Below are 25,968 nucleotides of genomic sequence, written 5' to 3' on the forward strand. Positions count from 1 at the left end.
CTGTTGTTGATGACTCAGGTCAAGGTCGGGGTCAGAGTCGGAAGTTGCCAACCAGCTTGTCGAGCTGACCGGAGAGCTGCTGCAGGCTGCGGCTGGACTCGGTCAGCTGGTGGGCGATATCGGCGGTCTCCATGGTGAGCTGGTTGATATCTTCCACGTTGCGGTTGATCTCGCCGACCACGCTGGACTGCTCCTCGGTGGCGGTGGCGACCTGGATATTCATGTCGTTGATCTGGGTGATGTGGGCGGTGATCTGGCCGAGGGCTGCGTTGGCCTCATCGGCCTGGCTCACCACCTCCAGACTCTGGTTGCGCCCCTGCGCCATGGCGCTGACGGCGCGGGCACTCTGCTCCTGCAAGCGGTTGATCATCCCCTGGATCTCTGCGGTCGAGGCGGCGGAGCGGTTGGCCAGATTGCGCACTTCATCTGCCACCACGGCGAAACCGCGACCCTGTTCACCGGCGCGAGCGGCCTCGATGGCGGCGTTCAATGCCAGCAGGTTGGTCTGCTCCGAGATACTGCGGATGGTTTCGAGGATGCTGCCGATGGAGTCGGTCTGGCTGGCCAGCGACTCGATGACCCCAGCCACCTGCTCAATCTCGCCGGAGAGGTCGACGATGCCGTGGCGCGCCTGCGCTACCACTACTGCCCCTGCATCGGCCTGATCGTTGGCCTGTCTGGCTACTTCGGCTGCCAGCGAAGCGTTACCGGCGATCTCGCTCACCGTGGCCCCCATTTCGTGGATGGCGGTGGCCACCTGCACAGTACGGTCACGCTGGGCAGTACAGTTGTGCTGGGTCAGCTGCGCCTTGTTGGCCACCTCGTTGGCGGTGGCCGCGAGCTGGCGGGAGTTCTCCGCCACCTGCTCGATGGAGCCGTGGATCTTGGCGACGAAGTTGTTGAAGCCGGTGGCGACCTGACTCAGTTCGTCACGTCCTTCCACCTTGAGGCGCTGGGTGAGATCCCCATCGCCGCTGCCCAGCTCCTTGAACAGGCGGGCCAGCTCGTTGAGCGGGCGGCTGACCGAGCCTGCCAGCAGCATCCCCATCAGCCCCATGGCCAGCGCAATCACCAGCGAGATCATCAGGATCTCGTTGCGGGTCTGATCCAGCTCGGCATAGATCTCGGCTTCTGGCACCTGGGCCACCAGATACCAGTCGAGCAGCGGGATATAGCTGCTGGCCAGTACCATGGGCTCGCCATTGACTTCGGCGTTGATGACGGCAAAGGGGCGTTTGGCCAGCAGGCTGCCGGTATCACCGCTGGCAATGTTGCCAAGTGTGTCACGTTCGATGCGGTTGGCCTCGGGGTGCAGCTTCACCTTGCCGCTGCCATCGACCATAAAGACGATGCCGCTCTCTTCCAGCCGGAAGTTGGAGACCATGGTCACCATGGTGTCGAGGGATTTGGCAAAGCCGGCCAGCCCGCGCCCGTTGAGCTGTTGGAAGTTGACGAACAGCTTCACCTCGCCGTTGCTCTCGCGGAAGATGCTGAGGGTCATCTCCTTCTGGCTCTTGGTGTAGTCATAGAACCAGGCGTCCTGTGTCGGGGTCAGGTTGCGCAGAAAGCCATTCTGGTTGTAGTAGGCGGCGGTCTGGCGATCGGCGAAGGAGGCGGTCACCAGACCATACTGGTTGGCCACATCCTTGAGCTGGTTGATGAGGATTGGCTCCTGCTCTTTGGGCATGCCCCGATCCACCCAGTCGAGGATGAAGCGGTCGGTGGCCAGTTGGCGGGCGGCCTGGGCGATGCCGTGGAGATCCTGTTCAATCTCCTTGCTGATCCGCTGGGTCAGGTTGGGGAGCTCCTGCTCGAACATCCGGTTTTCGATCAGTTGCTGGGCCGAGCGTTGGCTGAAGTAGCCTACCAGCAGGCAGGAGACGACCACGGCCAGGGTGACCGTGGCCAGTATTTTCTGTTTAAGAGTGAGGGTTGCCAGCATAAAGGTGCTCAAAAGGTTGAGATTGACGACGCTCATATTAGCGGCAGCGCGGCGCTACCCATGAGGCTTGTAGCCCTTTATTTGCGGATTACGTTTGCGCTCACAGGGGCTGCGGCGTGCCCCTTCGCCATGCAGCAAAGGCGGGATGCGGATTGACGGTTGCGCTAACTGCCGGGCCCCTTATAGTAGAGGCCATCCTTGGTGACTGACCCTCTGAATAATATGGAAAATATGATGCGCAGCTTAGGTGCGGGATGGACCCGTCTGCTTTTGGTGATGCTGGCGGCCTGCCCGCTGCTGGCTGTGGCGGCACAGGGGGATCGCCCGAAAATTGCGGTGGTGCTCAGCGGCGGCGGCGCCAAGGGATCGGCCCATATCGGCATCCTCAAGGTACTGGAGCAGAAACGGATTCCGGTCGACATCATAGTCGGCACCAGCATGGGCTCTTATGTGGCGGGGATGTACGCCATGGGGCTCAGTGCCGAGGAGGTGGAGCGCACCACTTTGGCCATCGACTGGAACAAGGGCTATCAGGACAAGGTGGGCCGCGACGAGCTGTCGCTGCGCAAAAAGCAGCAGAACGAGCAGTATCAGCTGCGCACCGACATCGGGGTGAATGGTGACACCACCCAGCTGCCGGACGGTTTCTTCCAGGGCCAATCCATGGCCAGCCTGCTGCGGGGGGCCACCTCCAACCTGCCGGTGCAGGCGAGTTTCGATGATCTCCCCATTCCCTACCGCGCCATGGCGACCGACATGGAGACGGTCACCCCCTTCGTGCTCGATCACGGCAGCCTGGCCAAGGCGATGCAGGCCTCCATGTCCATTCCCGGTGCCCTCAAGCCGGTGGAGTGGGAGGGGCACATCCTGGCGGACGGCGGCAGCGTCAACAACATGCCGGTGGATGTCGCCAAGGCGATGGGGGCCGATGTGGTGATCGCGGTGGATATCGGTGCCAAGCTGCGTACCCGGGAGTCCCTCAAGTCAGGCTTGGCCATGATTGACCAGCTCACCACCTACATGACCCAGGTGGGCACCGACAAGCAGAAGGCGCTGATGGGACCGAAGGATATTCTGATCGCCCCCGAGTTTGGCGATATGGGGATCGCTGACTTTGCCCGCATGCCGGAGGGGATCAAGATCGGTGAGGCGGCGGCTGACAAGGTGTCGCTGCAACTCGATAAGCTGTCGCTCACCAAGGCGCAGTACAACGTCTATCGCAACCAGAAGCTGAGCCGCCGTGCCGAGCGTAGCGGTCAGCCTGCCTACTTCATCGACAAGGTGGAGATCATCAACAAGTCGCGCCTCTCCGACGACACGGTGCGCGCCATGCTGAAAGTGCGGCCTGACAAGGTGCAGACTAACGAGAGTCTGGAAGCGGGCATTCGCCGCCTCTATGCCCTTGAGTCCTTTGACCGTATAACCTACGAGGTGGAGGAACGTGACGGGGAAAACGTGCTGCTGGTGGATGCCAGCGAGAAGAACTGGGGGCCGGGCTACCTCAACTTCCAGTTCGGTTTCACCGATGACTTCGAAAACACCTCCAACTACAACGTCGGCATGTCCTATACCCTCACCAACGTCAACGAGTGGGGGGCGGAGTGGCTGACCGAGGCATCGTTGGGCACGGCCAAACATATCAAGACCGACTTCTATACCCCGCTCGAACCCTCCCAGACCTTCTATGGCGAGGCGAGTCTGGCCTATGACCAGACCCTGCGCCGCCTGTTTTTCCCCAATCCGGATCCCGAGATGGTTTCGATAAGCTATCTCGACTCCGAATACTCCTTCTTCAGCGGTGATCTGGCGGTGGGCTGGAACCGCCAGCCCTGGAGCCGGTTGTCGATGGGGCTGGAGGGACAACTGGGCACGATTGATGTGAAGAACTTCAAGGGGCTGGAGATGGATGCCACGGCGTGGGGCCCCTATGTCCGCTTTGAACACGACAATCTGGATAGCCTCTATTTCCCCTATCAGGGGATGAAATGGGACATGAAACTGGGCCATTCCCACGTCAGTGTGGATGGACTCGAGTCGGCAGATGGCCGCAGTGAAGGCTGGAATTATCAACTCTCCATGATCAAGCCCTGGTCATGGGACAGGCACAGCCTCAACCTGATCCTCGAAGGGGGGGGCTCGGGCAGTGAAGAAGTGGTGCCGCTGCATATTCAGGATCTGGGCGGGCTGTTCCGCCTCTCCGGTTTCCAGCGCTACCAGCTGAGCGGTCGCTACAGCCTGTTTGGTGGCCTGCGCTACATCTATCGGGTGGCAGACAACGACTTCGGTGCCCTCAAGATGCCGCTCTATCTGGGGGGATCTCTGGAGCAGGGCGGGGTCTGGAACAAGGGGGAGGATATCAGTCTGGAGAGCTCCTTCACCGCCGGTTCGCTTTATGTCGGGGTGGAGAGCTTCCTCGGCCCTGTGTTCCTCGGCTACGGCATGGCGGAGGGGGGCAATGACGTCTTCTATCTGCAATTGGGCAGTACGTTCGAATAATGCCGAAATGATGCCAATTTGTTAACTCTGGTTGAGGGTGTTCAATTAATTTTCAAAAAATACCAGTCTGTTTAATTGGTTACGATTTTGTGGTGAATAAGCAAACAGGGTTTGGATTTTAATTAGTCGTTAAAACTTATATAGTGGGGAGCACCCTACGGGGTGTCCCGCAAGGACGATCGCCGCGAGCGTGGGCGAACCCCAAAAAAAGACCAAAGAGGAATTAGTCGTGCTTGAAACATACCGTAAACACGTCGCAGAACGTGCCGCCGAGGGCGTGGTTGCCAAACCTCTGGATGCAGAGCAGGTCGCCGCCCTGGTTGAGCTGCTCAAGAACCCGCCCGCTGGCGAAGAAGACTTTCTGAAAGAGCTGTTGTCCTCCCGTATTCCCCCCGGTGTTGATGAAGCGGCCTATGTCAAAGCCGGTTTCCTCACCGCCGTCGCCAAGGGCGAAGCCCACTCTCCCATCCTGACTGCCGCCGAAGCTGTCGAGCTGCTGGGCACCATGCAGGGTGGTTACAACATTCAACCGCTGATCGATCTGCTGGATCACGCCACCCTGGCGCCGCTTGCCGCCAAGGGGCTCTCCCATACCCTGCTGATGTTTGACTCCTTCCATGACGTGGAAGAGAAGGCCAAGGCGGGCAATGTCCACGCCAAACAGGTGATGCAATCCTGGGCTGATGCCGAGTGGTTCCTCTCCCGCCCGGAGCTGGCCGAGAAGATCACTGTCACCGTGTTCAAGGTGACCGGCGAAACCAACACCGACGACCTCTCGCCGGCACCGGACGCCTGGTCCCGCCCGGACATTCCGCTGCACGCGCTGGCGATGCTGAAAAACGTCCGTCCCGGCATTACTCCGGACAAGGATGGCGCCGTCGGCCCCATCAAGACCATCGATGCCCTGAAAGAGAAAGGCTTCCCGCTGGCCTATGTGGGTGACGTGGTCGGTACCGGCTCTTCCCGTAAATCCGCTACCAACTCGGTGCTCTGGTTTATGGGCGACGACATTCCGTTCGTGCCAAACAAGCGCGCTGGCGGTGTCTGTCTGGGTGGCAAGATTGCCCCGATCTTCTTCAACACCATGGAAGATGCTGGCGCTCTGCCTATCGAAGTGGACGTCTCCAAGCTGGAAATGGGCGATGTGATCGACATCTACCCCTATGCCGGCAAGATCTGCAAACACGGCACCGAACAGGTGCTGGCGCAGTTTGAACTGAAAACCGACGTGCTGATCGATGAAGTGCGCGCCGGTGGCCGTATTCCGCTGATCATCGGTCGCGGCCTCACTGACAAGGCCCGCGAAGCGCTGGGTCTGCCGTTCTCCACCGTATTCCGTCGCCCGCAGCCGGTGGCCGATACCGGTAAAGGCTTCACCCTGGCCCAGAAGATGGTGGGCAAGGCGTGCGGCGTGAAGGGCATTCGCCCGGGCACTTACTGCGAGCCCAAGATGACCACGGTCGGCTCTCAGGACACCACGGGCCCGATGACCCGCGACGAGCTCAAAGATCTGGCCTGCCTCGGCTTCTCCGCCGATCTGACCATGCAGTCCTTCTGCCACACTGCCGCCTATCCCAAGCCCATCGACGTACAGACCCACCACACCCTGCCGGACTTCATCATGAACCGCGGTGGTGTGAGCTTGCGTCCGGGTGACGGCGTCATCCACTCCTGGCTGAACCGCATGCTGCTGCCGGATACCGTGGGTACCGGTGGTGACTCCCACACCCGTTTCCCCATCGGTATCTCCTTCCCGGCGGGCTCCGGTCTGGTGGCTTTCGCCGCCGCTACCGGCGTGATGCCACTGGACATGCCGGAATCTGTGCTGGTGCGCTTCAAGGGCGAGCTGCAACCGGGCATCACCCTGCGTGATCTGGTCCATGCCATCCCCTATGCCGCCATCCAGAAGGGGCTGCTGACCGTCGAGAAAGCGGGCAAGAAGAACATCTTCTCCGGCCGCATCCTCGAGATCGAAGGTCTGCCGACCCTGAAGGTGGAGCAGGCGTTCGAACTGGCTGATGCCAGCGCCGAGCGTTCCGCTGCCGGTTGCACCATCAAGCTGGATAAAGAGCCGATCATCGAGTACCTGAAGTCCAACATCGTGATGCTGAAATGGATGCTCTCCGAAGGCTACGGTGACGTGCGCACCATCACCCGTCGCATCAAGGGGATGGAAGAGTGGCTGGCCAACCCGACCCTAATGGAAGCGGACAAGGATGCCGAGTATGCCGAGATCATCGAGATCGATCTGGCCACCATCAAGGAGCCGATCCTGTGTGCGCCGAACGATCCGGACGATGCCCGTCTGCTGAGCGACGTGGCTGGCGACAAGATCGACGAGGTGTTCATCGGTTCCTGCATGACCAACATCGGTCACTTCCGCGCCGCCGGCAAACTGCTCGAGAAGTATCAGGGCGAGCTGCCGACCCGCATGTGGATCGCACCGCCCACCAAGATGGACAAGGATCAGCTGACCGAAGAGGGCTACTACGGCATCTTTGGTCGCGTCGGTGCCCGCATCGAGATCCCTGGCTGCTCCCTCTGCATGGGCAACCAGGCGCGGGTAGCGGAAGGGGCCTCGGTGGTCTCCACTTCCACCCGTAACTTCCCGAACCGTTTGGGTAAAGGTGCCAACGTCTATCTGGCCTCTGCGGAGCTGGCCGCCGTTGCCGCCATCCTCGGCAAGATCCCGACTGTGGCGGAGTACCTGCAGTACGCCAAGGCGCTCGATGCCACTGCGGCAGATACTTACCGCTACCTCAACTTCAACGAGATCGCCTCCTACACCAAGAAGGCCGATGCGGTGATCCTGCAGCAAGCCGTTTAACGGAGTTCTTGCGCGATTTGCGCGATAAGAAGCCAATAATGCCGCGTATTTACGCGGCATTATTTATTTGTGTGTTATTCACCGTCTTTTTTGAAGATTGTTTGCACGATCCTTGCTAGAGAGATCCAACCACCTGTTTGGTGGTTCGTTTTATAAACGCTTTGGGTTATGTTGTTCGGTTATGTGCGGTAATGATGAGGCATCGTTATCGAGGGAAAGTGGATATCTGTTCACTGGGTGCTTGCGTTGGCAGGCCTGACGAATTGCGGCGTGGTTCTTTATGTTTCTGTTCAGGATTGATCTCTCCCGAACCGGGTTACGCTTCGGCGGTGCCTTGCTGGTCTTTACCTTGCCGCTGCTGGTGGGAGCTTGGCTCATCCACAGCAATTATGTGCAGGAGCTGAAAGCGGAATCCAGCGCCTCGGCCCACAAGGCCAGAACCCTGATGGAGTCGATGCTGGATCATGCGGAGCAGGCCAATCGCTCCGTGCTGCCTCTGGTGAATGCTCCCTGTCGCGACAATCTGCTGGTGCTGCGCAAGAAGGTCGCCATCGAGCCCTTCCTGCGTTCGGTCAATCTGGTGCGAAACGGCATCATCAATTGCACCTCGCTGTTTGGTGAGGCCAATGATGCCGATGACGGCTCCATCTACACCGGCCGCAAGCTGCTGCTGATGAGTGGCAACCGGGTGCGGCAAAATCACCCGCTGCTGGTGGTGCGCACCGAGCAGGGCAAGGATGCCGCCTTGAGCGCCATCGACAGTACCCAGCTCAGCTTCATGCTCTCCATGAGCGGAAAATCCAGTGCGCTCTATCTTCAGGTGGGGTCGGCCTGGCTCAATGAGTCTGGCCGCTATCTAAGCGAGGCGCCCACCCTCCATCGCGGGATCAGCCAGGCCCTTACCTCATCCCATTATCCTTTCACCATCCATGCCGGTTATGCCATGCCGGTCTACTGGAAGTCGCTGTGGGCCGCGCGGCATGTGGCGCTGTCGTGGCTGGCGGTTTCCTCGCTTTTGCTGGCCTGGCTGGTGTGGTGGGTGCTGGGGCGGCCCGGCTCGCCAACAGATGAGTTGCGACGAGCCCTGCGGGCCAGGGAGTTTGTTCCCTATCTGCAGCCGCTGATTGCCAGCCACGACGGCAAGATGATGGGCGCCGAGGTGCTGATGCGCTGGGAGCATGTCAATGAAGGGGTGATCCGGCCCGATCTCTTTATTCCGCAAGCGGAGGAGTCGGGACTGATCGTCCCCATGACCACCCATATCATGAAGCAGGTGGCGACACGGTTGAACCGCTCTCAGGAGCAGTTGCCCGATGGGTTTCATATCAGCTTCAACATCAGCGCCGCCCATTGCCACGATTTTGCCCTGCTGGCCGAGTGCCGCGCCTTCCTCGGCCACTTCCTCCCCGGCAAGGTGGTTCTGGTGCTGGAGCTGACCGAGCGGGAGCTGCTGATGTCAGATCCCCAGACCCTCTCCCTGTTCCGCCAGCTGGACGAGATGGGGGTCAAACTCGCCATCGACGACTTTGGTACCGGCCACTCCAGCCTGGCTTACCTGCAGCAGTTTCATGTGGATTACCTCAAGATCGACAAATCCTTTATCGCCCGCATCGGTACCGAGTCGCTCTCGGAGCATATCGTGGACAATGTGATCGATCTGGCGACCCGGCTGGGTCTGGCGCTGGTGGCGGAAGGGGTGGAGAGCGAGCGTCAGGCTGATTATCTCAGGGCCAAAGGGGTCGACTATCTGCAGGGGTATCTGTTTGCCCGCCCCATGCCGCTGCGCCAGTTCTGCGAGGAGCTGCTGCCGGAAGAGGCACAAACCCGCCAGCCAGATGGGGTACGAGGCATCCCGAACGCCACCTGATCTATCGGTGACAGACGGGCGGACACGCTCCCCTCTGGCAGGGTAGGGAAGTGCTCTCTCCCTATCCCCCCTCGAGTGCAGGGGCTTGTTTTCCATGCCTTGTGGCTCGCTTTTCGGTAGAATCGGCGCTCATTTTGACGTCAGTAAAAGATGAGGCGCGGTATGACGGTTCAGTTCCAGGCATTTCACAGCATCAAGGCGATCGGTAATCGGGAGGTGCTGTTCAACTGGTCGAGAACCAATCCCCTCGGGGCGCTGGATCAGGTGTGGCGCCCGAAAAGCCGCGACGAGTTGCAAATGCTGCTGCGGGAACACCCCGAGCGCAAGCTGCGCCTTATCGGCTCCGGCCTCTCCTTCGAACCCATCCACAGCGTCTATGCCGAGGGCAGTCAGGCACTGCTGGTGGACTTGCACCACCTGCGCGGCCAGCTGGCCAAAACGGCCGATACCGTGACCTATCAGACGGGTACGCCGCTCGATACCGTCTATGCCGAGCTGATCGCCATGGAGCGGATGCTGCCGGCTTCCCCTGGGGTTATCGGCATTCAGACCCTGGGCGGCGCCCTCAGCACCGGCACCCACGGCCAGGGGCTGCACCAGTCCGCCCTGTGCGATGCGGTGGAGGCCCTGACGGTGATGCTGGCCAATGGCGACATCATCCGGGTGGATCGCACCGATCCGCGCTTCGGTGCCTTCGTGATGGGGATGGGGATGCTCGGCATCCTGCTCGACGTCACCCTGCGTACCGTGCCCAACCGCATCATGCGCTGCACCAAGTTCACCACCGACTATCCCTTCCTGCTGGAACACAACGAACGGCTCAACCGCGAGCATGGCTTTGTGAAGAGCTGGTGGTTTGCCTGGACCGGCGAGAGCCATATCTGGCTGGTAGATCCCGCCTCCGATGAGGAGGTGGCCCGCTATCGCGCTGGCGGCAGCGAGCCGCTACTGTTGGATGGCGATATCGACGCCCGCATGAACGCCACCATTGATGCAACTTTGCAGAAAATGGCGAAAGATACCAAGGATGAGGCGCTGGCCGGCGAGCACTTCGAGACGGTGCGCCGCTTCAAGGATGCCTCCGATCTGGTGGGCAACGTCTACCAGATCCTCTGCAAGGGGATCCCGGCGCCCCAAATCAACTGCGAGGTGGCGGTGCCGCTCCATCGCATGAACGAGGCGCTGGAGACTCTGCAAGCGTGGCAGCAGGCCAATCCGGGCGTGTTGCACTACCCCTTTATCCTGCGCTGCACCGGCCCCTCCGAGGCCTGGCTAAGTGCCGCTTACGGCCAGCCGGTCTGCTGGATCGGTTTTCTGGTCTATCTGGCGGCGGACGGCACCTTCGTCAACGGCTCCATGGAGCAGATGCGCGAGCTGCAACAACTGCTGGCGCCGCTCGGCGGCATTCCCCATTTCGGCAAGCATCTGGCGATGGATCTGTATGACTTCCCGGCCCTGCTGCCGCGCTGGAACGACTTCGTGGCGTTGAAAGCCGAGCTCGACCCCCATGGCCGCTTTGAAAACCGCTGGCTCAGCGACCTGTTTGCCAACCGGTAAGGATCTGACATGACCGATATGCAAGATACCCGTATCCCAGTGACCCTGCTGACCGGCTTTCTCGGTAGCGGCAAGACCACCTTGCTCAACCACTGGGTCAAGCAGCCCGAGCTTGGCGAGTGCGCGGTGCTGATCAACGAGTTCGGCTCGGTGGGGCTGGATCACCATCTGGTGCAACAGGTGGATGAGCAGGTGATGCTGCTCGACTCCGGCTGCATCTGTTGCTCGGTGCAGGGCTCTCTGGTGGAGGCGTTGCAGGGGCTGTTTATGAAGGCCATCCAGCGCAAGATCAAACCGTTCAAGCGGCTGATTATCGAGACCACTGGCCTCGCCGATCCGGCCCCCGTGCTCTTTACCCTGCGCGAAGAGGGCTTTATCGCCCAGCGCTACCGCTTCGATGGCACCGTCACCGTGGTAGACGCCGGCCATATCGAGCAGCAGTTGGCGGCTCAATATGAAGCGGTGAAACAGGTGGCGCTGGCGGATCTGCTGGTGGTGAGCAAGGGGGATCTGGTGGATGGCGAACAGCTGGCACGGGTCGAAGCCCAGCTGGCGGCCCTCAATCCGGCGGCCCCGCTCCAGCGGGTGACCAATGGTGAACTGTCGCCAGCGGTGCTGGAGAAGCTCGGCGCCTACAACGAAGCGGCGGGGCGCGATGTGCGCCAGCTGCTGGCCTGGCTGCGCACCGAATCCCCCAAGCAGGGGCTGGCGTCACCGATGCAGCCGAAGATGCAACCGTTCGCCGCCAAGGTGGGCACAGCAGCGCCCACCCACTTCGAGCACGGCAGCATCGAGAGTTTCTCCCTGCGTATCGGTGAGCCGCTAAAACCCTCCCGGCTGCTGGCCGCCATTGATGCGGTGCAGGCCCAATACGGCGATGCCCTGCTGCGCCTCAAGGGGATCTTGCAGCTGGAAGGGGAGAGCCAGCCGGTGGTGATCCACGGCGTCCACGGCCAGCTCTATCCGCTGCAGGCGCTGGGCGACTGGCCGGAGGGCAAGGCCCAGTCCCGACTGGTGTTTATCGTCAAGAGTCAGGACAAGGCCGGTATCGAGCAGCTCTTTATGGCGACCCTCAAGGCCCCCGAGCCCACTCTGGAAGAGCGGCTCAAAGCCATGCTGGGTCAGCCCGACAACTGATCTTGCGCGTTGCAGCTCTCCTGTACCGGGTCAGGATGGCGGCGGTTGAACAACACAAACGCCACCGGCACAAAGTAGAACGAGAGCAGGGTCGCCAGCGCTGTGCCACCGGCGATGGCGATGGCAAAGGGGGGCCAGAAGCCGCCGCCCCCCAGCAATAGCGGGATGAAGCCGCCCACCGTGGTGATGGTGGTCGAGACTATGTGGCGGCTGCAACCGGCCACCAGATCGCGGATCTGCGGCAAATTGCCCTGCTGTGCCAGCGGGTCTGCCTTCAGCTCGGCCAGAATGACGATGGCGGCGTTGATGGCCAGCCCCATCAGCCCCAGCAGGGCGATGATCACCGTAAACCCGAAGGGGTACCCTAGCAGCCAGACCCACAGCAGCCCGAGCCCCGCCGACTGGATCGCCACCAGGGTGACGATGCCTGCCAGCCGGAACGAGTTGAAGCTGAGCACCAGCACGGCCACCAGCAGCACGGCGACCAGGCTGACATGGGCCATCAGATTACCCACCGATTCATCCCGCTTGGCGGCTTCCCCGCCAAACTCCAGTCGATAGCCCGGCGGCAACGCCAGCGCCTTGGCGGCCAGCCTCTCTTTGACCTGCTCCAGCACGGTTTGCGGCAGTACGCCGACCGCCAGATAGGCCTCCAGCACATTGACCCGCTCCCCATCCCGACGGCTGATCTCCCCCCAGCTTGGCAGCAGTTCGGGAGTGGCCAGTGCCCGCAAGGTGAGATTGGCAGCCCCTTGCTGGCCGGTGCCGGTGAGCGACAGCGGCACATTGAGCAGCGCATCCGGATCCTGACGCAAGGGCTCTGCCAGCCGCACCCGAACCGGGATTGACTCGGTGCCTTCCAGCACAGTGCCGCCCAACCTGCCATCCAGTGCGCCAGCCAGCCGGGAGGCCACATCGGTCAGGCTCATGCCTGCCAGTCGGGCGGCCTCCTCATCGACCTGCAACCAGAGTTTGGGTGCCCCTGCCTGCAAGGTGGCGCGGGTCTGCACCACGGCCGGGGTATTGGCGAGCAGACTGCGCAGCTCCTCTCCCAGACGGTGTAGTTGTTCAAGGTCGGGGCCAAACAGCCGCAGCTCGACCGGGGCATTGAAAGGCGGCCCCTGTTCCAGCTTGCGCACTAGGATCTGCGCTTCGGGAAATGTTGCATCGAGCCGCTGCTGCAGTTGTGGAATGAGCCGTTCGGCGGCATCGGCATCCTGCAGGGTGATCATCCCCTGGGCGTAATCGGCCCGCCCCTGTTTTCTGGGCACCAGGTTGTAGTAGAAGCTGGGGGCGTTGTCGCCCACCACCCAATCCTGGCGAACCAGCTCGGGGAGGCTAGCCAGCTCGGCAGAGATACCCAGTGCCAGCTCGCGGGTGCGCGCCAGGCTCGCCTGTGGGGAGAGGCTGGCCTCGATGTGGAGCATGTCCCGGTCGGCAGGGGGAAAGAACTGTTCGGTGAGGCGGCCCGCCACCCAGAAACCGAGCAGGGGCAGCAGACTGACCAGTAGCAGGGTACGCCAGGGGTGAGCCAGCGCCATGGCGATGCTCTGCTGGAAACGGGCGCTCACCCGGGGCAGGTGCAAGCCATCCTGATACCAGCGCCCCCCCTGATCACTGCCAATCCAGCGGGCTGCGAGGCCAGCCACCAGGGTGTGGGCGATGAGGTAGGATCCCAGCAGCGAACAGATCACCGCCCAGGCGATGCCGCCGACAAACTCGCCCGCCGGGCCCGGCATCAGAATGATCGGCATAAAGGCGAGCATGGTGGTGAGGGTGGAGCCCAGCAGTGGCAGCCAGAGGTGGCCGATGGCTTCCAGTGCGGCGGCACTCATGGCCATGCCGTGGCGGCGCTGATACTGCACCCGATCCGCCATGACGATGGCGTTGTCCACCATGATCCCGAGCGCCACCACCAGACCGGTGACCGACATCTGGTGAATGGGCAGATTGCTCAGGTTCATGCAGGCGAATGAGAACGCTACGGTAAGCGGCAGCGACAGGGCCACGATAATGGCGGCCTTGACTCCCAAGGTCACCAGCAGCACAGCCACTATGATGAGGAAGCCCTGCACAATGTTGATGAGCAGGGTGTCGAGCCGCTGATCGGTATAACGCTGCTGATCGAAGCTGGTGACGAGGCCGATATTATCCGGCAAGTCCTGTTGCAGCTGGGCCAGCATGGTATCGACCCGTGCCGACCAGAGGTCGATGCGGTGATCCTGTGCCATGCGCAGGCCAACCACCACGGCCCGCTCACCATTGGCAAAGGCCAGCTGGCTCTCCGGCTGGTGCAGGGTACGTCTTACCTCGGCCAGATCGCCAAGGCGCAGGGTCTGGCCCTGCTCGCCGGTGCGCAGCGGGATCTGGCGGATCCGCTCCAGGGTATCGAGGGCGCCGCGGATCTCCACCTGAAAGCGATTGTGGCTGCCCTGCAACTCCCCGGCGGCTACTTTGGCATCGGCACCGCTCAGCGCCTGGGCAAGCTGTTCGCCACTCATGCCGCTGGCACTGAGGGCGAGGGGATCGAACCGCACCTCGATCTCCTCCTGCGGTGCCCCGATCCGCTCGACGTATTCGGTGCCCGGCAGCTGGCGAGCCCGGCGTTCCAGCTCGGCGCTGTAGCGGGCGAGGCGATCCAGCTGCGGCTGGCCCGGCCCGCGCCAGACCACATTGACCAGCCGGGTGAAGGGGTAGCCCTTCTCGTCATCCAGCTTGGGGGCACTGGCGCCGGCTGGCAGCACGGCGGCCAGATCTGCCAGCCGATCACGGACTCTGGACCAGACGGGTTCGACATCGCTGACCTCATCCTTGAGCTCCAGATTGATGATGGAGAGACCGGGGCGAGAGCTCGACTCGATCAGCTTGATCTCGCTCTGGGCCCGCAGCCGGTTCTCGATGGGCTCGCTCACCAGCGCCTCCACCCGCTCGGCGCTGGCCCCGGGGAAGTGGGTAACCACGCTGGCAAAACGGCTGGTGAGCTGGGGATCTTCGGTTCTGGGCAGGGTCTGCAATGCCGCAAGGGCGGCCGTCAGCAGCAGCGCGACCGTCAACAGCAGCAGGCGGCCATTCTCGATAAACGGGCGGATCATGACTGTGGCTCCGGATGGCCTGCCTGATGATCCACGCTGGTTGTCAGGGTGACCTGCTGGCCCGGCACCAGTTTATGCAGGCCATCGGTCACCAGCTGTTCCTGTCCGTTCAGGGCTCCACTGATCCAGGCTCGTTCGCCATCTTGCTGCAGCAGGGTGACGTCCCGACTGACCACCCGGGGTGGTGTTTCATCGTTGAGCAGATAGAGGGTCCAACTGCCGCGCAATCCCTGGGTCAGTGCGGTGAGCGGCACCTCATAAGCGTGGGTGGGCTCGCGGGTCTGATGCAGCAGGGTGATTAGTTGCCCCTCTGCCAGTTGTTCGCCGCCCCGGGTCAGCTGGAAGCGGGCGGTGCGGGTGTGGGTCTGCCCGTCCACTTGTACCCCCAGATTAAGCAGGCGCCCCTCCAGTGATTGCTCCCCGCTTTGCAGGGGGTAGCGTTGGCCGACGATCAGGGACTCGGCCTGTTTCACCGGCACGCCGATATCGGCCTCCCACTGGCCGCTGCGGGTCAGGGAGAAGAGAGGCTGGCCTGCGGCCACCACAGCCCCCAATGCCTGCTCGCGGCTGACCACAATCCCGTTGAAGGGGGCGCGCAGCTGTGATTTCTCCTGTTTGACCCGGTTGGCTTCGAGGGCGGCGGCCAGCTGGTTGGCGCTTGCCTCCAGCATGCGGACTTTGCCTTGCTGTTCATCCAGCGCCTGACGGGAGCTGAACTGCTGCTGGCGCAGGGCGGTGAGTCGATCGAGCGTCTGCCGGGCAAGGGTCAGCTCGGCCTCGTTCTGGGCGGCCCGGGCGGCCAGCTCTTTGGCTTCCACTGCCAGCAGCCGGGTATCCAGTGTGGCGAGCAGCTCGCCGGCCGCGACCGGCTCTCCGCGTCCCTTGTGCAGGGTGGCGATCCGCCCTGCCAGCTCGAAACCTATCTGGCTGTGCTCGGGAGCGATCACCCGGCCATTGAAGCGGTGCAGTACCGGGTAGTGATCGCTGGCTTGCAGCGGCTGGGCGATCACCCGGGTCAGGGCGGGTGTTTCTTCTGACTCTGTGACCGGGCTGCAGCCACTCAGTAACAGCGCCAGCAGGATTAAGCAAAGTGTCATGACATCATCCTCTGGTTGACATAACATCAAATCACACCGGTGAGTCTAGTTTTTCGAAACTAGACTGTCCAGTTTGATTGTGGAGGAAAAATGAACATTTCACCCCGTAGTCAGCAGAAGCGGGCTGCGATCCTCGATGCTGCCGGGCGGCTCTTCTGTCAGCACGGTCTGCATCTGGTCAGCATGGACATGGTGGCCAGTGAAGCGGGCGTCTCCAAGCAGACGGTCTACAGCCATTTTGCCAACAAGGAGTCGCTGTTTGCCGAAGCGGTGGGCAGCAAGTGCGTCAGCAGTGAGTTGATGCCGGAGGTATTGTTGCGTGGCAACAATGTGCGGGAGAGTCTGATTGCCTTTGGTCGCAGCTTTCGAAAGTTGATCCTGAGCGATGATGCCATCAATATCTTTCGCACCTGCATCAGCTGCAACGATACCCAGCTGGCCACCCTTTTTTTCGAGGCGGGCCCGCTCTATGTGACCGAGATGCTGTCCAACTGGCTGGAGCAGCAGAAGCAGCAAGGCCTGCTGTGCCATCAAGACAGCGAACAGGCCGCTTTGCAGCTGTTGCTGATGTGGCAGGGCAAGGAGCGAATGCTCCGTGAGCTGGGTCTGCCATTGACCCAGAGCGCTGCCGAGCAGGATGCCTGGACCCTGAGTTGTGTCGATCTCTTCCTGACCGCCGCTGCTCCCCCGCAAAAATAATGGAGGTGGCTATGAGCCACACAGTGACAGATGCCCAGCGCAAGTGGCTGCCCCTGCTGGCGGCGGTCGGTTTCTTTATGCAGGCGCTGGATGGCACCATTCTCAACACCGCTCTGCCCAGCATGGCCGAGACCTTGGGGGAGAGCCCGCTGCAGATGCAGTCGGTGATCATCGCCTACATGCTGACGGTGGCGCTGCTGATCCCGGCCTCCGGCTGGCTGGCAGACAGATTCGGTACCCGCCGCATCTATCTGGCCGCCATCTCGCTGTTCACGTTGGGCTCGCTCGCCTGTGCCGCCTCCAATTCGCTCTCCATGCTGGTGGCCGCCCGGGTGCTTCAGGGGATTGGCGGTGCGCTGCTGATGCCGGTGGGACGGTTGGCGGTGCTGCGGGTCTATGACAAGCACGAGCTGCTGCGGGTGATGTCGTTTGTCACCATTCCGGGGCTGCTTGGCCCGCTGATGGGGCCAGCGCTCGGTGGCTGGCTGGTGGAAGTGGCGAGCTGGCACTGGGTATTTCTCATCAACCTGCCGGTGGGGTTGCTCGGCTTTATCGCCAGCTGGCACTTTATGCCGGAGCTGCGGCAGCAGACCGCCCGGTTCGACTGGCAGGGATTTGTGATGTTCAGCGTCGGCATGGTGCTGGTGTCGGTCGGCTTGCAGGGTCTGGGGGAGCACAGCATCTCCACCGGTTGGGCGCTGTTTGCACTGATCTTCGGCTTGGCGGCGATGGCGAGCTACTGGCTCTATGCCGCCAATGCACCGCAGCCGCTCTTTAGCCTGAACCTGTTCAAGACCGCCACCTTTGCCATCGGCATCTGGGGCAACCTGTTTGCCCGCCTCGGCAGCGGCGCCATGCCGTTCCTCACCCCGCTGTTTTTGCAGCTGGGGCTCGGTTTCTCGCCGAGCAAGGCGGGGATGACCATGATCCCCACCGTGATTGGCGCCATGCTGACCAAGACGCTGGTGAACAAGCTTATTCCGAAGGTGGGCTATCGCCGCATTTTGATCGGCAACACCCTGTTGCTGGGGGCGATGATCGCCAGCTTCTACTTTATCGACAACCAGCTCCCCTACGGGGTCTTGCTGGGCTGGCTGGCGATCTTCGGCGCCATCAACTCGCTGCAGTTCTCCGCCATGAACACTCTCACGCTGCAAGATCTCAGCCCGACCCTGGCCAGTAGCGGCAATGGCCTGCTCTCGGTGGTGATGCAGCTCTCCATGAGCTTGGGGGTGGCGATTGCCGCCAGCCTGCTCGGGCTCTTCTCGGCGGGTACCTCAGCGGGCACCTTAGCGGCCGAGGGCCAGTGGCTGGCCGGGTTCCACCTTACCTACCTCTGTGTCGGGCTGCTCTCCATGCTGGCGGCGCTGATCTTCGCCCAACTGGCGCGCGATGGGGCTACGCCGTCGGCGCGGGCAGATAGCTGACTTGGCAGGGGAGCTGCGCCAGCACTTCGGCCAGATGCTCGGTCGCCAGCAGAAAGGTTTGCTCCGGGTGGCCCGGAGTCCAGGTGAAGGCGGTGTGGTTGAGCAGTTGCGGATCCACCAGTAGCGGAATATCGGCGCGGGGCAGGAAGGGGCAGACCGCCCCCGGCAGGCAGCCAATCTCCGCCTGCATCTCTTCGGCGGTGCAGATGGAGGGCTTGGCACCGAGTGCGGCCTTGACCGCCTTGTTGTCGAGCCGCCCGTCCCTGTGGGTCAGCAGCAGGGCGAAGCGGCCATCCTTGAACTTGAGAAACAGGGTCTTGCTGAACTCCGCCTGCCAGCCGAGGCGGGCCTTGACCTTTTCATCGGTGGCGTAGTCGAGAATGGGTTCATGCTCATAGCGCTGGTGGGGCAGTTCGGCCAGCAGCTGGCAGTTGAAGTGGTGAATGGTATCGAGTGGCATGGGGTTCTCCTGTAGTGGGCGCTATCCTGCCAGCCTCGCAGGGTCAGGCCCAATGACACTTTCTTATCCGTGATAAGCAACCCTGTCCGTGCAAACAACAAGGGCGCCGTGAGGCGCCCTTGTGGATCAGTGATGCTGCAATTCGCACGCTTCCCAGTGAAAGGGAATGGGGCACAGTTGCTGGGAGGCCTTGTCATAGGCTTGCCACAGCTCGCCCATGGAGCGGCCATCGACGGGGTGGCGCAGTTTGGGGGCCAGTTCGGCCAGCGGCCACAGCACGAAGGCGTTGGTGAGCACTTCACCGCGCGGCAGCACCAGCGGGGTGTCACAGACCAGATCGCCATAGAGCAGCAGGTCGAGATCCAGGGTGCGCGGGGCGAACTTCTTGGCATCCGGCTCGCGGCCGTGGGCGAACTCCATGGCCCGCAGTCGCTGGCAAACGGTGGCCAGCGGCAGATCGGTCTCGGCAGCCGCCACCAGGTTGTAGAAGGGGCGGCCGTTGAAGCCGACCGCTTCGCTCTCGAATACCCGGGAGACCCGCAACTCGCCAAATTCGGCGTGCAGGGCATCGAGCCCGGCGCGGATATGGCGATCCCGCTCGATGTTGGAGCCCAGGCTGATATAGATAGTGGTCATCAGTTGCTGCTCGCGGCCGGCGTGCGATGGCGCAGGATCTCGACGCCGACCCCGGCGGCATTGGGCACGGCGCCCGGCTTGGTGAGGGTCACCTTGACCCACTGTACCCGCTCGTCGGTAAGAACCAGCATGGCGACCTGCTCGGCCATGGTCTCGACCAGCTCGACCACCTTGCCGCTGACATGCTCGCAAATCTTGTTGGAGAGGTCGGCATAATCCAGTGCCAGATTGATGTCGTCGGTTGCTGCTGCGGGGCGGTTGTCGAACCCCATCTCGAGGTCAAAACGGAGCTTTTGGCGAATGCCCTTCTCCCACTCATATACACCTATGGTGGTCAAAACTTCGAGTCCGCGAATAAACACCTTGTCCATGACTGTACTTCTTCTTTACTCTTGATGGGCTGTGATGACAGCGCAGGGATGCTGGCCGGGCAACAGGCTTGCCGAGGCGCTCTGGGTGGGCATGGGCCCATGCCAGCGTATGTGGCCCGCATCATACCCCATTCATATCGTGGTAAAAACGACCAAGATGACGGCCCTGACGATTTTGATGATTATTCTGGCCTACCTGGGTGGTTCACTATCCAGTGCTGTGCTGGTCTCCCGCAGCACCGGTCTGCCCGACCCGCGGGATCATGGCTCCCACAATCCGGGGGCAACCAATGTGCTGCGCCTCGGTGGCCGGATGGCGGCGCTGGTGGTGCTGCTGCTCGATGTGCTCAAGGGCACTGTGCCTGTCTATCTCGCCTGGTATCTGCAGATCAAACCCGTCTACCTCGGCTTTATCGGGGTCGCCGCCTGTCTCGGCCATATGTACCCCATCTTCTTTCATTTTCGTGGTGGCAAAGGGGTGGCGACGGCGCTGGGGACCATGATGCCCATCGGCTTTACCATGGGGGGCGCCGTGATTGGCACCTGGCTGCTGGTGCTGCTGGTGAGCGGCTACTCCTCGCTGGCCTCCATCATTACCGTGCTGCTGACGCCGCTCTTTACCTACCTGCTCAAACCCGAATATACCCTGCCAGTCTCCCTGCTCTCCTGCCTCATTCTGATCCGCCATCACGAGAACATCTCCCGCCTGCTCAAGGGGGAGGAACCCAGAGTCTGGGGGCGAAAAGGCGCGGCCTGTGCCGAAGAAGTGGCAGAAATGGACGATGTTGCGCAAAAAAGAGACGAACGAGACAAAAAGTGAAATTTCCCGTTGACCATCCGCCTTAAAATCCGTTTAATAGCGCCCACGCCCAGATAGCTCAGTCGGTAGAGCAGGGGATTGAAAATCCCCGTGTCGGCGGTTCGATTCCGTCTCTGGGCACCAATTTTGGTGCCATGAAATAAAAAATTTGTTCATGCACAATGGTTTAAAGTGTGCCGGCTTAGCTCAGTAGGTAGAGCAACTGACTTGTAATCAGTAGGTCACCAGTTCGATTCCGGTAGCCGGCACCATTTGCCCAGATAGCTCAGTCGGTAGAGCAGGGGATTGAAAATCCCCGTGTCGGCGGTTCGATTCCGTCTCTGGGCACCAATTACAATTCCTCCTTAGTTCAGTCGGTAGAACGGCGGACTGTTAATCCGTATGTCACTGGTTCAAGTCCAGTAGGAGGAGCCAATTCAAAAAGCCCTTGTCGCAAGACAAGGGCTTTTTTCTATTTGGCGCAGCCATTTTTTAACCATAAAAACAACCACACACGCACAGATGAACCGCAGGATAGATATGGAAAATCATGTAGTTATAGAGTCAAAGGGGCGACTTGCCGCCATTCGGAACTGGATGGAACCCGTGCTGGTGCTGCTTATTCTCGGCAGCCTGTTCGGTTACCTCGGCAGCCAGATGGGCCTCTCTGCCATGGTCAACACCCTGTTCAATACCGCCCACCAGCTGCTGCTCAATACTGTGCTCTTTATCATGGGGATCACGGTGCTCTCCGGTGCCCTGAGCCAGCTCTTGAGCGAGTTCGGGGTGATCCGCCTGCTGGAGGTGCTGCTGGCCCCGCTGATGAAGCCGGTGTTTCGCCTGCCCGGTCGCACCGCCCTGGCGGCCCTGATGACCTTCTTCTCCGACAACCCGGCGGTGATCAGCCTCGCCAAGGACAGCCGCTTTCGCAAAGGCTTCACTCCGTGGCAACTGGTGTCGCTCACCAACTTCGGCACCGCCTTCGGCATGGGGCTGATCGTGGTGACCTTTATGGCCACCCTGCAACTGCCGAGCGGTGAATCCACCGCCAGCGCGGCGCTGATCGGGCTGCTCGGTGCTCTGGTGGGCTCGGTGGTCTCTACCCGACTGATGCAGCGGATGATCCGCCCACTGGTGGGGGAAGTGCTGAACGATGACGCGGTATCGTCCGACGGCCGAAAGGTAGGGGTGACCAAAGAGGCTGCTCCCGGCTGGCTGCGGATCCTCAACTCTCTGCTCGATGGCGGCAAATCCGGTGTGGAGCTGGGGATGGCGGTGATCCCCGGGGTGCTGATCATCAGTACCTTCGTGATGCTGCTCACCTTCGGCCCCGGCGACAAGGGGTACACTGGCGAAGCGTTTCAGGGGGTTGCCCTGCTGCCGGTGCTGGCCGCCAAGGTGAGCTGGCTGTTTGACCTGCTGTTTGGCTTCCAGCAGCCGGAGCTGGTTGCCTTCCCGGCTACCTCCCTCGGGGCGGTCGGTGCCGCCATGTCGCTGGTGCCCCCCTTTATCGCCAAAGGGTGGATCACCGGCAACGAGGTCGCGGTGTTTACCGCCATGGGGATGTGCTGGAGTGGCTTCCTGAGCACCCACACTGCCATGCTCGATGCCCTCGGTTATCGCCATCTCACCTCCCGCGCCATCGTCGCCCACACCATCGGCGGCCTGTGCGCTGGTGTGGCAGCGCACCAGCTCTATCTGCTACTGGGCTGAGTCGGGTTCAGACACGGAAACAAAAAGAGGCTCTTTGGAGCCTCTTTTCATTTCTATTGGTCACGCCTTGTGGGCGGATCACCGCTCGATTAGTAAGCCCGCAGGTCGTTATTCGGTGCCTGATCGCTGCGGTGCTTTTGTCAGGTTTTACTCTGTTGGTGCCATCAGCTGCGCAAGTGGCTAAAAGAGTTGGCGATTAGGGTGTGAAAGGAAGGGGTCGCGGCTCGGGTGGGAGGCAAAACGCTTTGCCACCATATTGCCACTACCGCCTGTGGCGGCAGCTACTGGCCGCCTGGCACCCCTTTGCGCTCGGCCATCTGCTGCGTGCTGGTTGAATAAATAGATCAGCCATTCAAGGGATTAGCCGGTGCAGTGCGTTTTATCGCCGTGCTGGTCCCGCTTATGCACTCCTCCTGGCAACACCATCAAGGGTCGTTGTCGCGGAGAGTTATCATGATCAGCAGCCTGCTTCCCCTTGCCTCGATCGCCCTCAAGCTGGGCAGTCAGCTGCTTGGCAGCAGTAGCAAACCTGAGCCTGTGCAGCAAACCGTGCAGGAAGAGCGCCTCGCCCCGACCGTCCAGAGTCTGTTCCAGCGGCTCGGTATCAAGGATGCCGATAGCGAACAGAACCGCTCGGCCATCAACCACTTTATGGGGAAGCTGATGCAGACTCTGGGGCAGGAGAATGGTGGTCAATCCCTCCCAGCCGCCATCGATAGCGCCCGTAACCAGCTGGCGAGCGGCATCCAGAGTACCCGCCTCGATGCCCTGCAAAGCGAGCTCGATACCCTCAAGGATTCCCTCGGTGCCAGCCATCTCAACCTCGACCAGCTGCTCGGTGCCTTTAAACAGACCCTGCCTAATGGCAAGGGGGAAGGGGTTGGCAAACTGCTCAATGCTAGCGCCTGAACCGCGGTGAGCAATAAAAAACGGCAACCGAGGTTGCCGTTTTTCTTTCTATTTCGGATGACTATTACCGTGGCTTAACCCACCCGCTTGGCCAGCCACTGCTCTGCGGCGGTAAGGGCTGCCTCAACCTGCTCGCGGGCGACGCCGCCTTTGGCGACCCGCTTGGCCAGGGTCGCTTCCAGCTCCAGGTTGGGGTAGACGTCGAACTCGATCACCGGGCTGAAGCGCTGGAACTCGCCGATGGAGAGCTCTTCCAGCGGTTTGCCCATGCTGATGGCAAAGACCACGGTTTCGCCGACGATATGGTGCGCTTCACGGAACGGAATCCCCTTGGCCACCAGATAGTCCGCCAGCTCGGTGGCGTTGGCGTAACCCCCCTGCGCCGCCGCCATGGTGCGCTCGCCATTCACTTTCAAATCGATCAGCACCAGCGCGGCCATATCGAGGCAGTCGTGCCAGGTGTCGAGGGCATCGAACAGCCCCTCTTTGTCTTCCTGCATGTCCTTGTTGTAGGCCAGTGGCAGCGCCTTGAGGCTCATCAGCATGCCCATCTGGGCGCCGACCACCCGGCCGGTCTTACCGCGGATCAGCTCCAGCGCATCGGGGTTTTTCTTCTGCGGCATCAGCGACGAGCCGGAAGTGACCGCATCGGAGAGCTCTACAAAGCCCGCCTCGCCGGTGTTGTAGAAGATGAGATCTTCGGCAAAGCGCGACAGGTGGGTCATGGAGAGGGACGCCACGTGCATCAGCTCCACCACGTGATCCCGATCGGAGACCGAATCCAGACTGTTGCGGGTGGCGCCACTAAAGCCCATATCGAGCGCCAGCGCTTCACGGTCGATGGCGTAGGCGGTACCTGCCAGCGCGCCGCAGCCGAGCGGGCTGGTGTCGAGGCGTTTGAGGGCATCCTGCAGGCGGGAGTAGTCCCGCTCCAGCATCTCCACATAGGCCAGCGCCCAGTGGGCGTAGGTGACCGGCTGGGCCCGCTGCAGGTGGGTGTAACCCGGCAGCACAGCGGCCTGATTGGCGCGGGCAGAGGCGACCAGCCCCTGCTGCAGGGCGGTGATGGAGCCGAGCAGCAGCTCGCCCTGCGCCTTGCACCAGAGTTTCAGGTCGGTGGCGACCTGATCGTTGCGCGAGCGGCCGGTGTGCAGCTTCTTGCCGAGATCGCCGACGGCGGCAATCAGCTGGCTCTCGACCCAGGAGTGGATATCTTCGGCATCCGAATGGAGGATTTGCTGGGGATCCTGCTGCACCGAGGCGAGCAGCACCTCCATCGCCTGTTGCAACTTGCCCTGCTCATCGGTGGTCAATACGCCCACTTTCACCAGCGCTTTGGACCAGGCCATGGAGCCCTGAATATCCTGCTCCGCCAAGCGGTAATCGAACCGCAGCGAATCGTTGAACTGCTTGAACCGGCTATCGGCTCCCTGACTGAAGCGTCCACCCCAAAGTGCCATACTGCTCTCCTTGAATGCGTTGTCGGCGGCGCCCTGGCCACCGAGCTTGAAATCGTGCCCTGTTTTTCTGCGAGCCTGTTATCTCACAGAAGCGGCCGGGGCGCTGCCGCTCTTGTCACACCCGCTGATGATGGCTCAGGGGCCATGCCCTCTGCCTGTAGAAGAGGGGGCTATGCCCCCTCAACGGAATCAACGGGTTATCACGCTTGCTTAACCGTGGGTGTGGTCGCCACCGATTGCCTGATGCTGCTCCTTCATGGCACGGATCCGGCTGGCCAGGGTGTAGAGACGGATAAAGCCTTCGGCATGGCTCTGGTCATACACTTCGTCGGCACCGAAGGTGGCGAAGTCTTCGGAGTAGAGGCTGTTCGGCGACTTCTTCTGCACCGCGGTGACCTGACCCTTGTACATCTTCAGCACAACTTCACCGTCCAGATCGTCGGCGATGGCGTTGGCAGAGGCGAGGATCGCCTTGCACAGCGGGGTGAACCAGCGGCCGTCATAAACCAGATGGGAGAACTCGGCACCCAGCTTCTCCCGCCAGGCGCGGGTCGGACGATCCAGTACCAGCTCTTCCACGGCGCGCAGCGCGGCAACCATAACGGTACCGCCCGGGGTCTCGTAGCAGCCGCGGGACTTCATCCCAACCATCCGGTTTTCGGTGATGTCGATGCGGCCCACGCCGTGCTTGCCGGCACGCTCGTTCAGGGTCATCAGGATCTGGTGCGGGCTGAGCGGTTGGTCATCCACGGCCACCACTTCACCCTGCGCCACGGTCAGCTTGACGTACTCCGGCTGATCCGGTGCCTGCTCGGCCGGTACGGTCCACTGCCAGACCGCTTCGGAGGGCTCGTTCCAGGTGCTCTCCAGCTCGCCACCTTCGGTGGAGATGTGCCAGGCGTTGGCGTCGCGGCTGTAGATCTTCTTCAGGGTCGCCTTGCAGGGGATGTTGCGGGTCTCCAGATAGGAGAGCAGATCTTCCCGGGAGCGCATGTCCCAGATCCGCCACGGGGCGATCACTTTCAGCTGGGGCGCCAGCGCGGCGACCGCACCTTCGAAACGCACCTGATCGTTACCCTTGCCGGTGCAACCGTGGGAGATGGCATCGGCCCCTTCCGCCAGTGCGGCCTCGACCATCGCTTTGGCGATCACCGGACGGGCCATGGAGGTGCCCAGCAGATAGGTGCCCTCATAGACGGCGCCGGTCTTCAGGGTCGGGTAGACGTACTCTTTGACGAACTCTTCGCGCAGATCCTTGACGATGCACTTGGTGGCGCCGGAGGCGATGGCCTTCTGCTCGATCCCTTCCAGATCGTCACGCTCCTGACCGACGTCGGCCACGAAGGCAATGATTTCGGCGTCATAGTGCTCTTTGAGCCAGGGAATGATGGCCGAGGTATCCAGTCCACCCGAGTAAGCCAGTACGATCTTGTTGATTCCGCTCATGTTACTTCTCTCCGTGATGATTCGATGATGATT

The 25,968-nt window shown here is 61.6% G+C and carries 18 protein-coding genes and 4 tRNA genes; 14 read left to right on the forward strand and 8 right to left on the reverse strand.

Features of this window, described 5'->3' with window-relative positions:
• Positions 1–31: 31 nt before the first annotated feature.
• On the reverse strand, positions 32–1,942 hold the full coding sequence (locus ACTG20_RS03865) for a methyl-accepting chemotaxis protein (protein ID WP_374845779.1): 1,911 nt from the start codon (positions 1,940–1,942) through the stop codon (positions 32–34).
• A gap of 234 nt (positions 1,943–2,176) precedes the next feature.
• Here ACTG20_RS03865 and ACTG20_RS03870 point away from each other — a divergent pair, with 234 nt between their 5' ends.
• The 5 genes from ACTG20_RS03870 (at position 2,177) to ACTG20_RS03890 (ending at position 11,826) form a co-directional block, all read left to right on the forward strand.
• Positions 2,177–4,438: a patatin-like phospholipase family protein gene (locus ACTG20_RS03870; RefSeq protein ID WP_439987870.1), complete on the forward strand. Its 2,262-nt coding sequence runs from the start codon at positions 2,177–2,179 to the stop codon at positions 4,436–4,438.
• 229 nt (positions 4,439–4,667) lie between these two features.
• A complete protein-coding gene (acnB, locus tag ACTG20_RS03875) occupies positions 4,668–7,265 on the forward strand; it encodes a bifunctional aconitate hydratase 2/2-methylisocitrate dehydratase (protein ID WP_421279657.1) in 2,598 nt (865 codons plus the stop codon).
• 280 nt (positions 7,266–7,545) lie between these two features.
• The gene (locus ACTG20_RS03880) at positions 7,546–9,132 is read left to right on the forward strand and encodes an EAL domain-containing protein (RefSeq protein ID WP_005355079.1); all 1,587 of its coding nucleotides are present in this window, start codon (positions 7,546–7,548) and stop codon (positions 9,130–9,132) included.
• 162 nt (positions 9,133–9,294) lie between these two features.
• Positions 9,295–10,689 (forward strand): D-arabinono-1,4-lactone oxidase, encoded by a 1,395-nt coding sequence (locus ACTG20_RS03885; RefSeq protein WP_439987472.1) that lies wholly within the window; start codon positions 9,295–9,297, stop codon positions 10,687–10,689.
• 9 nt (positions 10,690–10,698) lie between these two features.
• Positions 10,699–11,826, forward strand: a complete 1,128-nt coding sequence (locus ACTG20_RS03890; protein WP_439987474.1) for a CobW family GTP-binding protein — start codon at positions 10,699–10,701, stop codon at positions 11,824–11,826.
• Here the strand turns inward: ACTG20_RS03890 and ACTG20_RS03895 are convergent.
• Both ACTG20_RS03895 and ACTG20_RS03900 read right to left on the reverse strand, forming a co-directional pair.
• Positions 11,811–14,918, reverse strand: a complete 3,108-nt coding sequence (locus ACTG20_RS03895; protein ID WP_439987475.1) for an efflux RND transporter permease subunit — start codon at positions 14,916–14,918, stop codon at positions 11,811–11,813. The genes ACTG20_RS03890 and ACTG20_RS03895 overlap by 16 nt on opposite strands.
• On the reverse strand, positions 14,915–16,015 hold the full coding sequence (locus tag ACTG20_RS03900; protein WP_439987476.1) for an efflux RND transporter periplasmic adaptor subunit: 1,101 nt from the start codon (positions 16,013–16,015) through the stop codon (positions 14,915–14,917). The genes ACTG20_RS03895 and ACTG20_RS03900 overlap by 4 nt, the downstream gene beginning before the upstream one ends.
• A 90-nt stretch (positions 16,016–16,105) precedes the next feature.
• Here ACTG20_RS03900 and ACTG20_RS03905 point away from each other — a divergent pair, with 90 nt between their 5' ends.
• Both ACTG20_RS03905 and mdtD read left to right on the forward strand, forming a co-directional pair.
• Positions 16,106–16,714, forward strand: coding sequence for a TetR/AcrR family transcriptional regulator (locus ACTG20_RS03905; protein WP_157161853.1), 609 nt, complete (start codon positions 16,106–16,108; stop codon positions 16,712–16,714).
• Between the two features lie 11 nt (positions 16,715–16,725).
• Complete coding sequence (gene mdtD, locus ACTG20_RS03910; protein WP_194495577.1) at positions 16,726–18,141, forward strand: multidrug transporter subunit MdtD; 1,416 nt, start codon at positions 16,726–16,728, stop codon at positions 18,139–18,141.
• Here the strand turns inward: mdtD and ACTG20_RS03915 are convergent.
• The 3 genes from ACTG20_RS03915 to folB form a co-directional block, all read right to left on the reverse strand.
• Positions 18,113–18,601 carry a YbaK/EbsC family protein gene (locus tag ACTG20_RS03915; RefSeq protein ID WP_021231262.1) on the reverse strand — a complete coding sequence of 163 codons (489 nt, stop codon included), beginning with the start codon at positions 18,599–18,601 and terminating at the stop codon, positions 18,113–18,115. The two genes, mdtD and ACTG20_RS03915, sit on opposite strands and share 29 nt — an antisense overlap.
• Positions 18,602–18,727: 126 nt before the next feature.
• A complete protein-coding gene (folK, locus tag ACTG20_RS03920) occupies positions 18,728–19,237 on the reverse strand; it encodes a 2-amino-4-hydroxy-6-hydroxymethyldihydropteridine diphosphokinase (RefSeq protein ID WP_194495576.1) in 510 nt (169 codons plus the stop codon).
• Positions 19,237–19,608, reverse strand: coding sequence for a dihydroneopterin aldolase (gene folB / locus ACTG20_RS03925; protein ID WP_040068960.1), 372 nt, complete (start codon positions 19,606–19,608; stop codon positions 19,237–19,239). The genes folK and folB overlap by 1 nt, the downstream gene beginning before the upstream one ends.
• 157 nt (positions 19,609–19,765) lie before the next feature.
• Between folB and plsY the strand changes: the two genes are divergently transcribed.
• From plsY to ACTG20_RS03960, 7 genes are all read left to right on the forward strand, one after another.
• Complete coding sequence (plsY, locus tag ACTG20_RS03930) at positions 19,766–20,428, forward strand: glycerol-3-phosphate 1-O-acyltransferase PlsY (RefSeq protein ID WP_194495575.1); 663 nt, start codon at positions 19,766–19,768, stop codon at positions 20,426–20,428.
• A gap of 47 nt (positions 20,429–20,475) precedes the next feature.
• Positions 20,476–20,551: transfer RNA gene (locus ACTG20_RS03935), tRNA-Phe, on the forward strand.
• Positions 20,552–20,603: 52 nt separating this feature from the next.
• Positions 20,604–20,679 (forward strand) — tRNA-Thr (locus tag ACTG20_RS03940).
• 3 nt (positions 20,680–20,682) lie between these two features.
• Positions 20,683–20,758, forward strand: a tRNA-Phe gene (locus tag ACTG20_RS03945).
• An 8-nt stretch (positions 20,759–20,766) separates the two neighbouring features.
• Positions 20,767–20,842: transfer RNA gene (locus tag ACTG20_RS03950), tRNA-Asn, on the forward strand.
• Between the two features lie 105 nt (positions 20,843–20,947).
• Complete coding sequence (locus ACTG20_RS03955) at positions 20,948–22,120, forward strand: CD0519/CD1768 family membrane protein (protein WP_005355060.1); 1,173 nt, start codon at positions 20,948–20,950, stop codon at positions 22,118–22,120.
• A 453-nt stretch (positions 22,121–22,573) separates the two neighbouring features.
• Positions 22,574–23,029: a hypothetical protein gene (locus tag ACTG20_RS03960; protein WP_194495574.1), complete on the forward strand. Its 456-nt coding sequence runs from the start codon at positions 22,574–22,576 to the stop codon at positions 23,027–23,029.
• A gap of 74 nt (positions 23,030–23,103) precedes the next feature.
• Here the strand turns inward: ACTG20_RS03960 and argH are convergent, their stop codons facing one another.
• Both argH and ACTG20_RS03970 read right to left on the reverse strand, forming a co-directional pair.
• On the reverse strand, positions 23,104–24,489 hold the full coding sequence (gene argH / locus ACTG20_RS03965) for an argininosuccinate lyase (protein ID WP_194495573.1): 1,386 nt from the start codon (positions 24,487–24,489) through the stop codon (positions 23,104–23,106).
• A 210-nt stretch (positions 24,490–24,699) separates the two neighbouring features.
• Entirely contained in the window at positions 24,700–25,935 is a 1,236-nt protein-coding gene (locus tag ACTG20_RS03970; RefSeq protein WP_194495572.1) for an argininosuccinate synthase, read from the reverse strand.
• Positions 25,936–25,968 lie beyond the last annotated feature (33 nt).

Origin of the sequence: Aeromonas sp. 84A (assembly GCF_051919345.1) — a bacterium.
Classification (GTDB): domain Bacteria; phylum Pseudomonadota; class Gammaproteobacteria; order Enterobacterales; family Aeromonadaceae; genus Aeromonas; species Aeromonas veronii.

What these genes read in the sequence shown, in the direction of transcription:
- ACTG20_RS03865 (WP_374845779.1), bottom strand. Translation starts at nt 1,942, where the DNA reads ATGCTGGCAACCCTCACTCTTAAACAGAAAATACTGGCCACGGTCACC.
- ACTG20_RS03870 (WP_439987870.1), top strand. Translation starts at nt 2,177, where the DNA reads ATGCGCAGCTTAGGTGCGGGATGGACCCGTCTGCTTTTGGTGATGCTG.
- ACTG20_RS03880 (WP_005355079.1), top strand. Translation starts at nt 7,546, where the DNA reads ATGTTTCTGTTCAGGATTGATCTCTCCCGAACCGGGTTACGCTTCGGC.
- ACTG20_RS03885 (WP_439987472.1), top strand. Translation starts at nt 9,295, where the DNA reads ATGACGGTTCAGTTCCAGGCATTTCACAGCATCAAGGCGATCGGTAAT.
- ACTG20_RS03890 (WP_439987474.1), top strand. Translation starts at nt 10,699, where the DNA reads ATGACCGATATGCAAGATACCCGTATCCCAGTGACCCTGCTGACCGGC.
- ACTG20_RS03895 (WP_439987475.1), bottom strand. Translation starts at nt 14,918, where the DNA reads ATGATCCGCCCGTTTATCGAGAATGGCCGCCTGCTGCTGTTGACGGTC.
- ACTG20_RS03900 (WP_439987476.1), bottom strand. Translation starts at nt 16,015, where the DNA reads ATGACACTTTGCTTAATCCTGCTGGCGCTGTTACTGAGTGGCTGCAGC.
- ACTG20_RS03905 (WP_157161853.1), top strand. Translation starts at nt 16,106, where the DNA reads ATGAACATTTCACCCCGTAGTCAGCAGAAGCGGGCTGCGATCCTCGAT.
- mdtD (WP_194495577.1), top strand. Translation starts at nt 16,726, where the DNA reads ATGAGCCACACAGTGACAGATGCCCAGCGCAAGTGGCTGCCCCTGCTG.
- ACTG20_RS03915 (WP_021231262.1), bottom strand. Translation starts at nt 18,601, where the DNA reads ATGCCACTCGATACCATTCACCACTTCAACTGCCAGCTGCTGGCCGAA.
- folK (WP_194495576.1), bottom strand. Translation starts at nt 19,237, where the DNA reads ATGACCACTATCTATATCAGCCTGGGCTCCAACATCGAGCGGGATCGC.
- folB (WP_040068960.1), bottom strand. Translation starts at nt 19,608, where the DNA reads ATGGACAAGGTGTTTATTCGCGGACTCGAAGTTTTGACCACCATAGGT.
- plsY (WP_194495575.1), top strand. Translation starts at nt 19,766, where the DNA reads ATGACGGCCCTGACGATTTTGATGATTATTCTGGCCTACCTGGGTGGT.
- ACTG20_RS03955 (WP_005355060.1), top strand. Translation starts at nt 20,948, where the DNA reads ATGGAAAATCATGTAGTTATAGAGTCAAAGGGGCGACTTGCCGCCATT.
- ACTG20_RS03960 (WP_194495574.1), top strand. Translation starts at nt 22,574, where the DNA reads ATGATCAGCAGCCTGCTTCCCCTTGCCTCGATCGCCCTCAAGCTGGGC.
- argH (WP_194495573.1), bottom strand. Translation starts at nt 24,489, where the DNA reads ATGGCACTTTGGGGTGGACGCTTCAGTCAGGGAGCCGATAGCCGGTTC.
- ACTG20_RS03970 (WP_194495572.1), bottom strand. Translation starts at nt 25,935, where the DNA reads ATGAGCGGAATCAACAAGATCGTACTGGCTTACTCGGGTGGACTGGAT.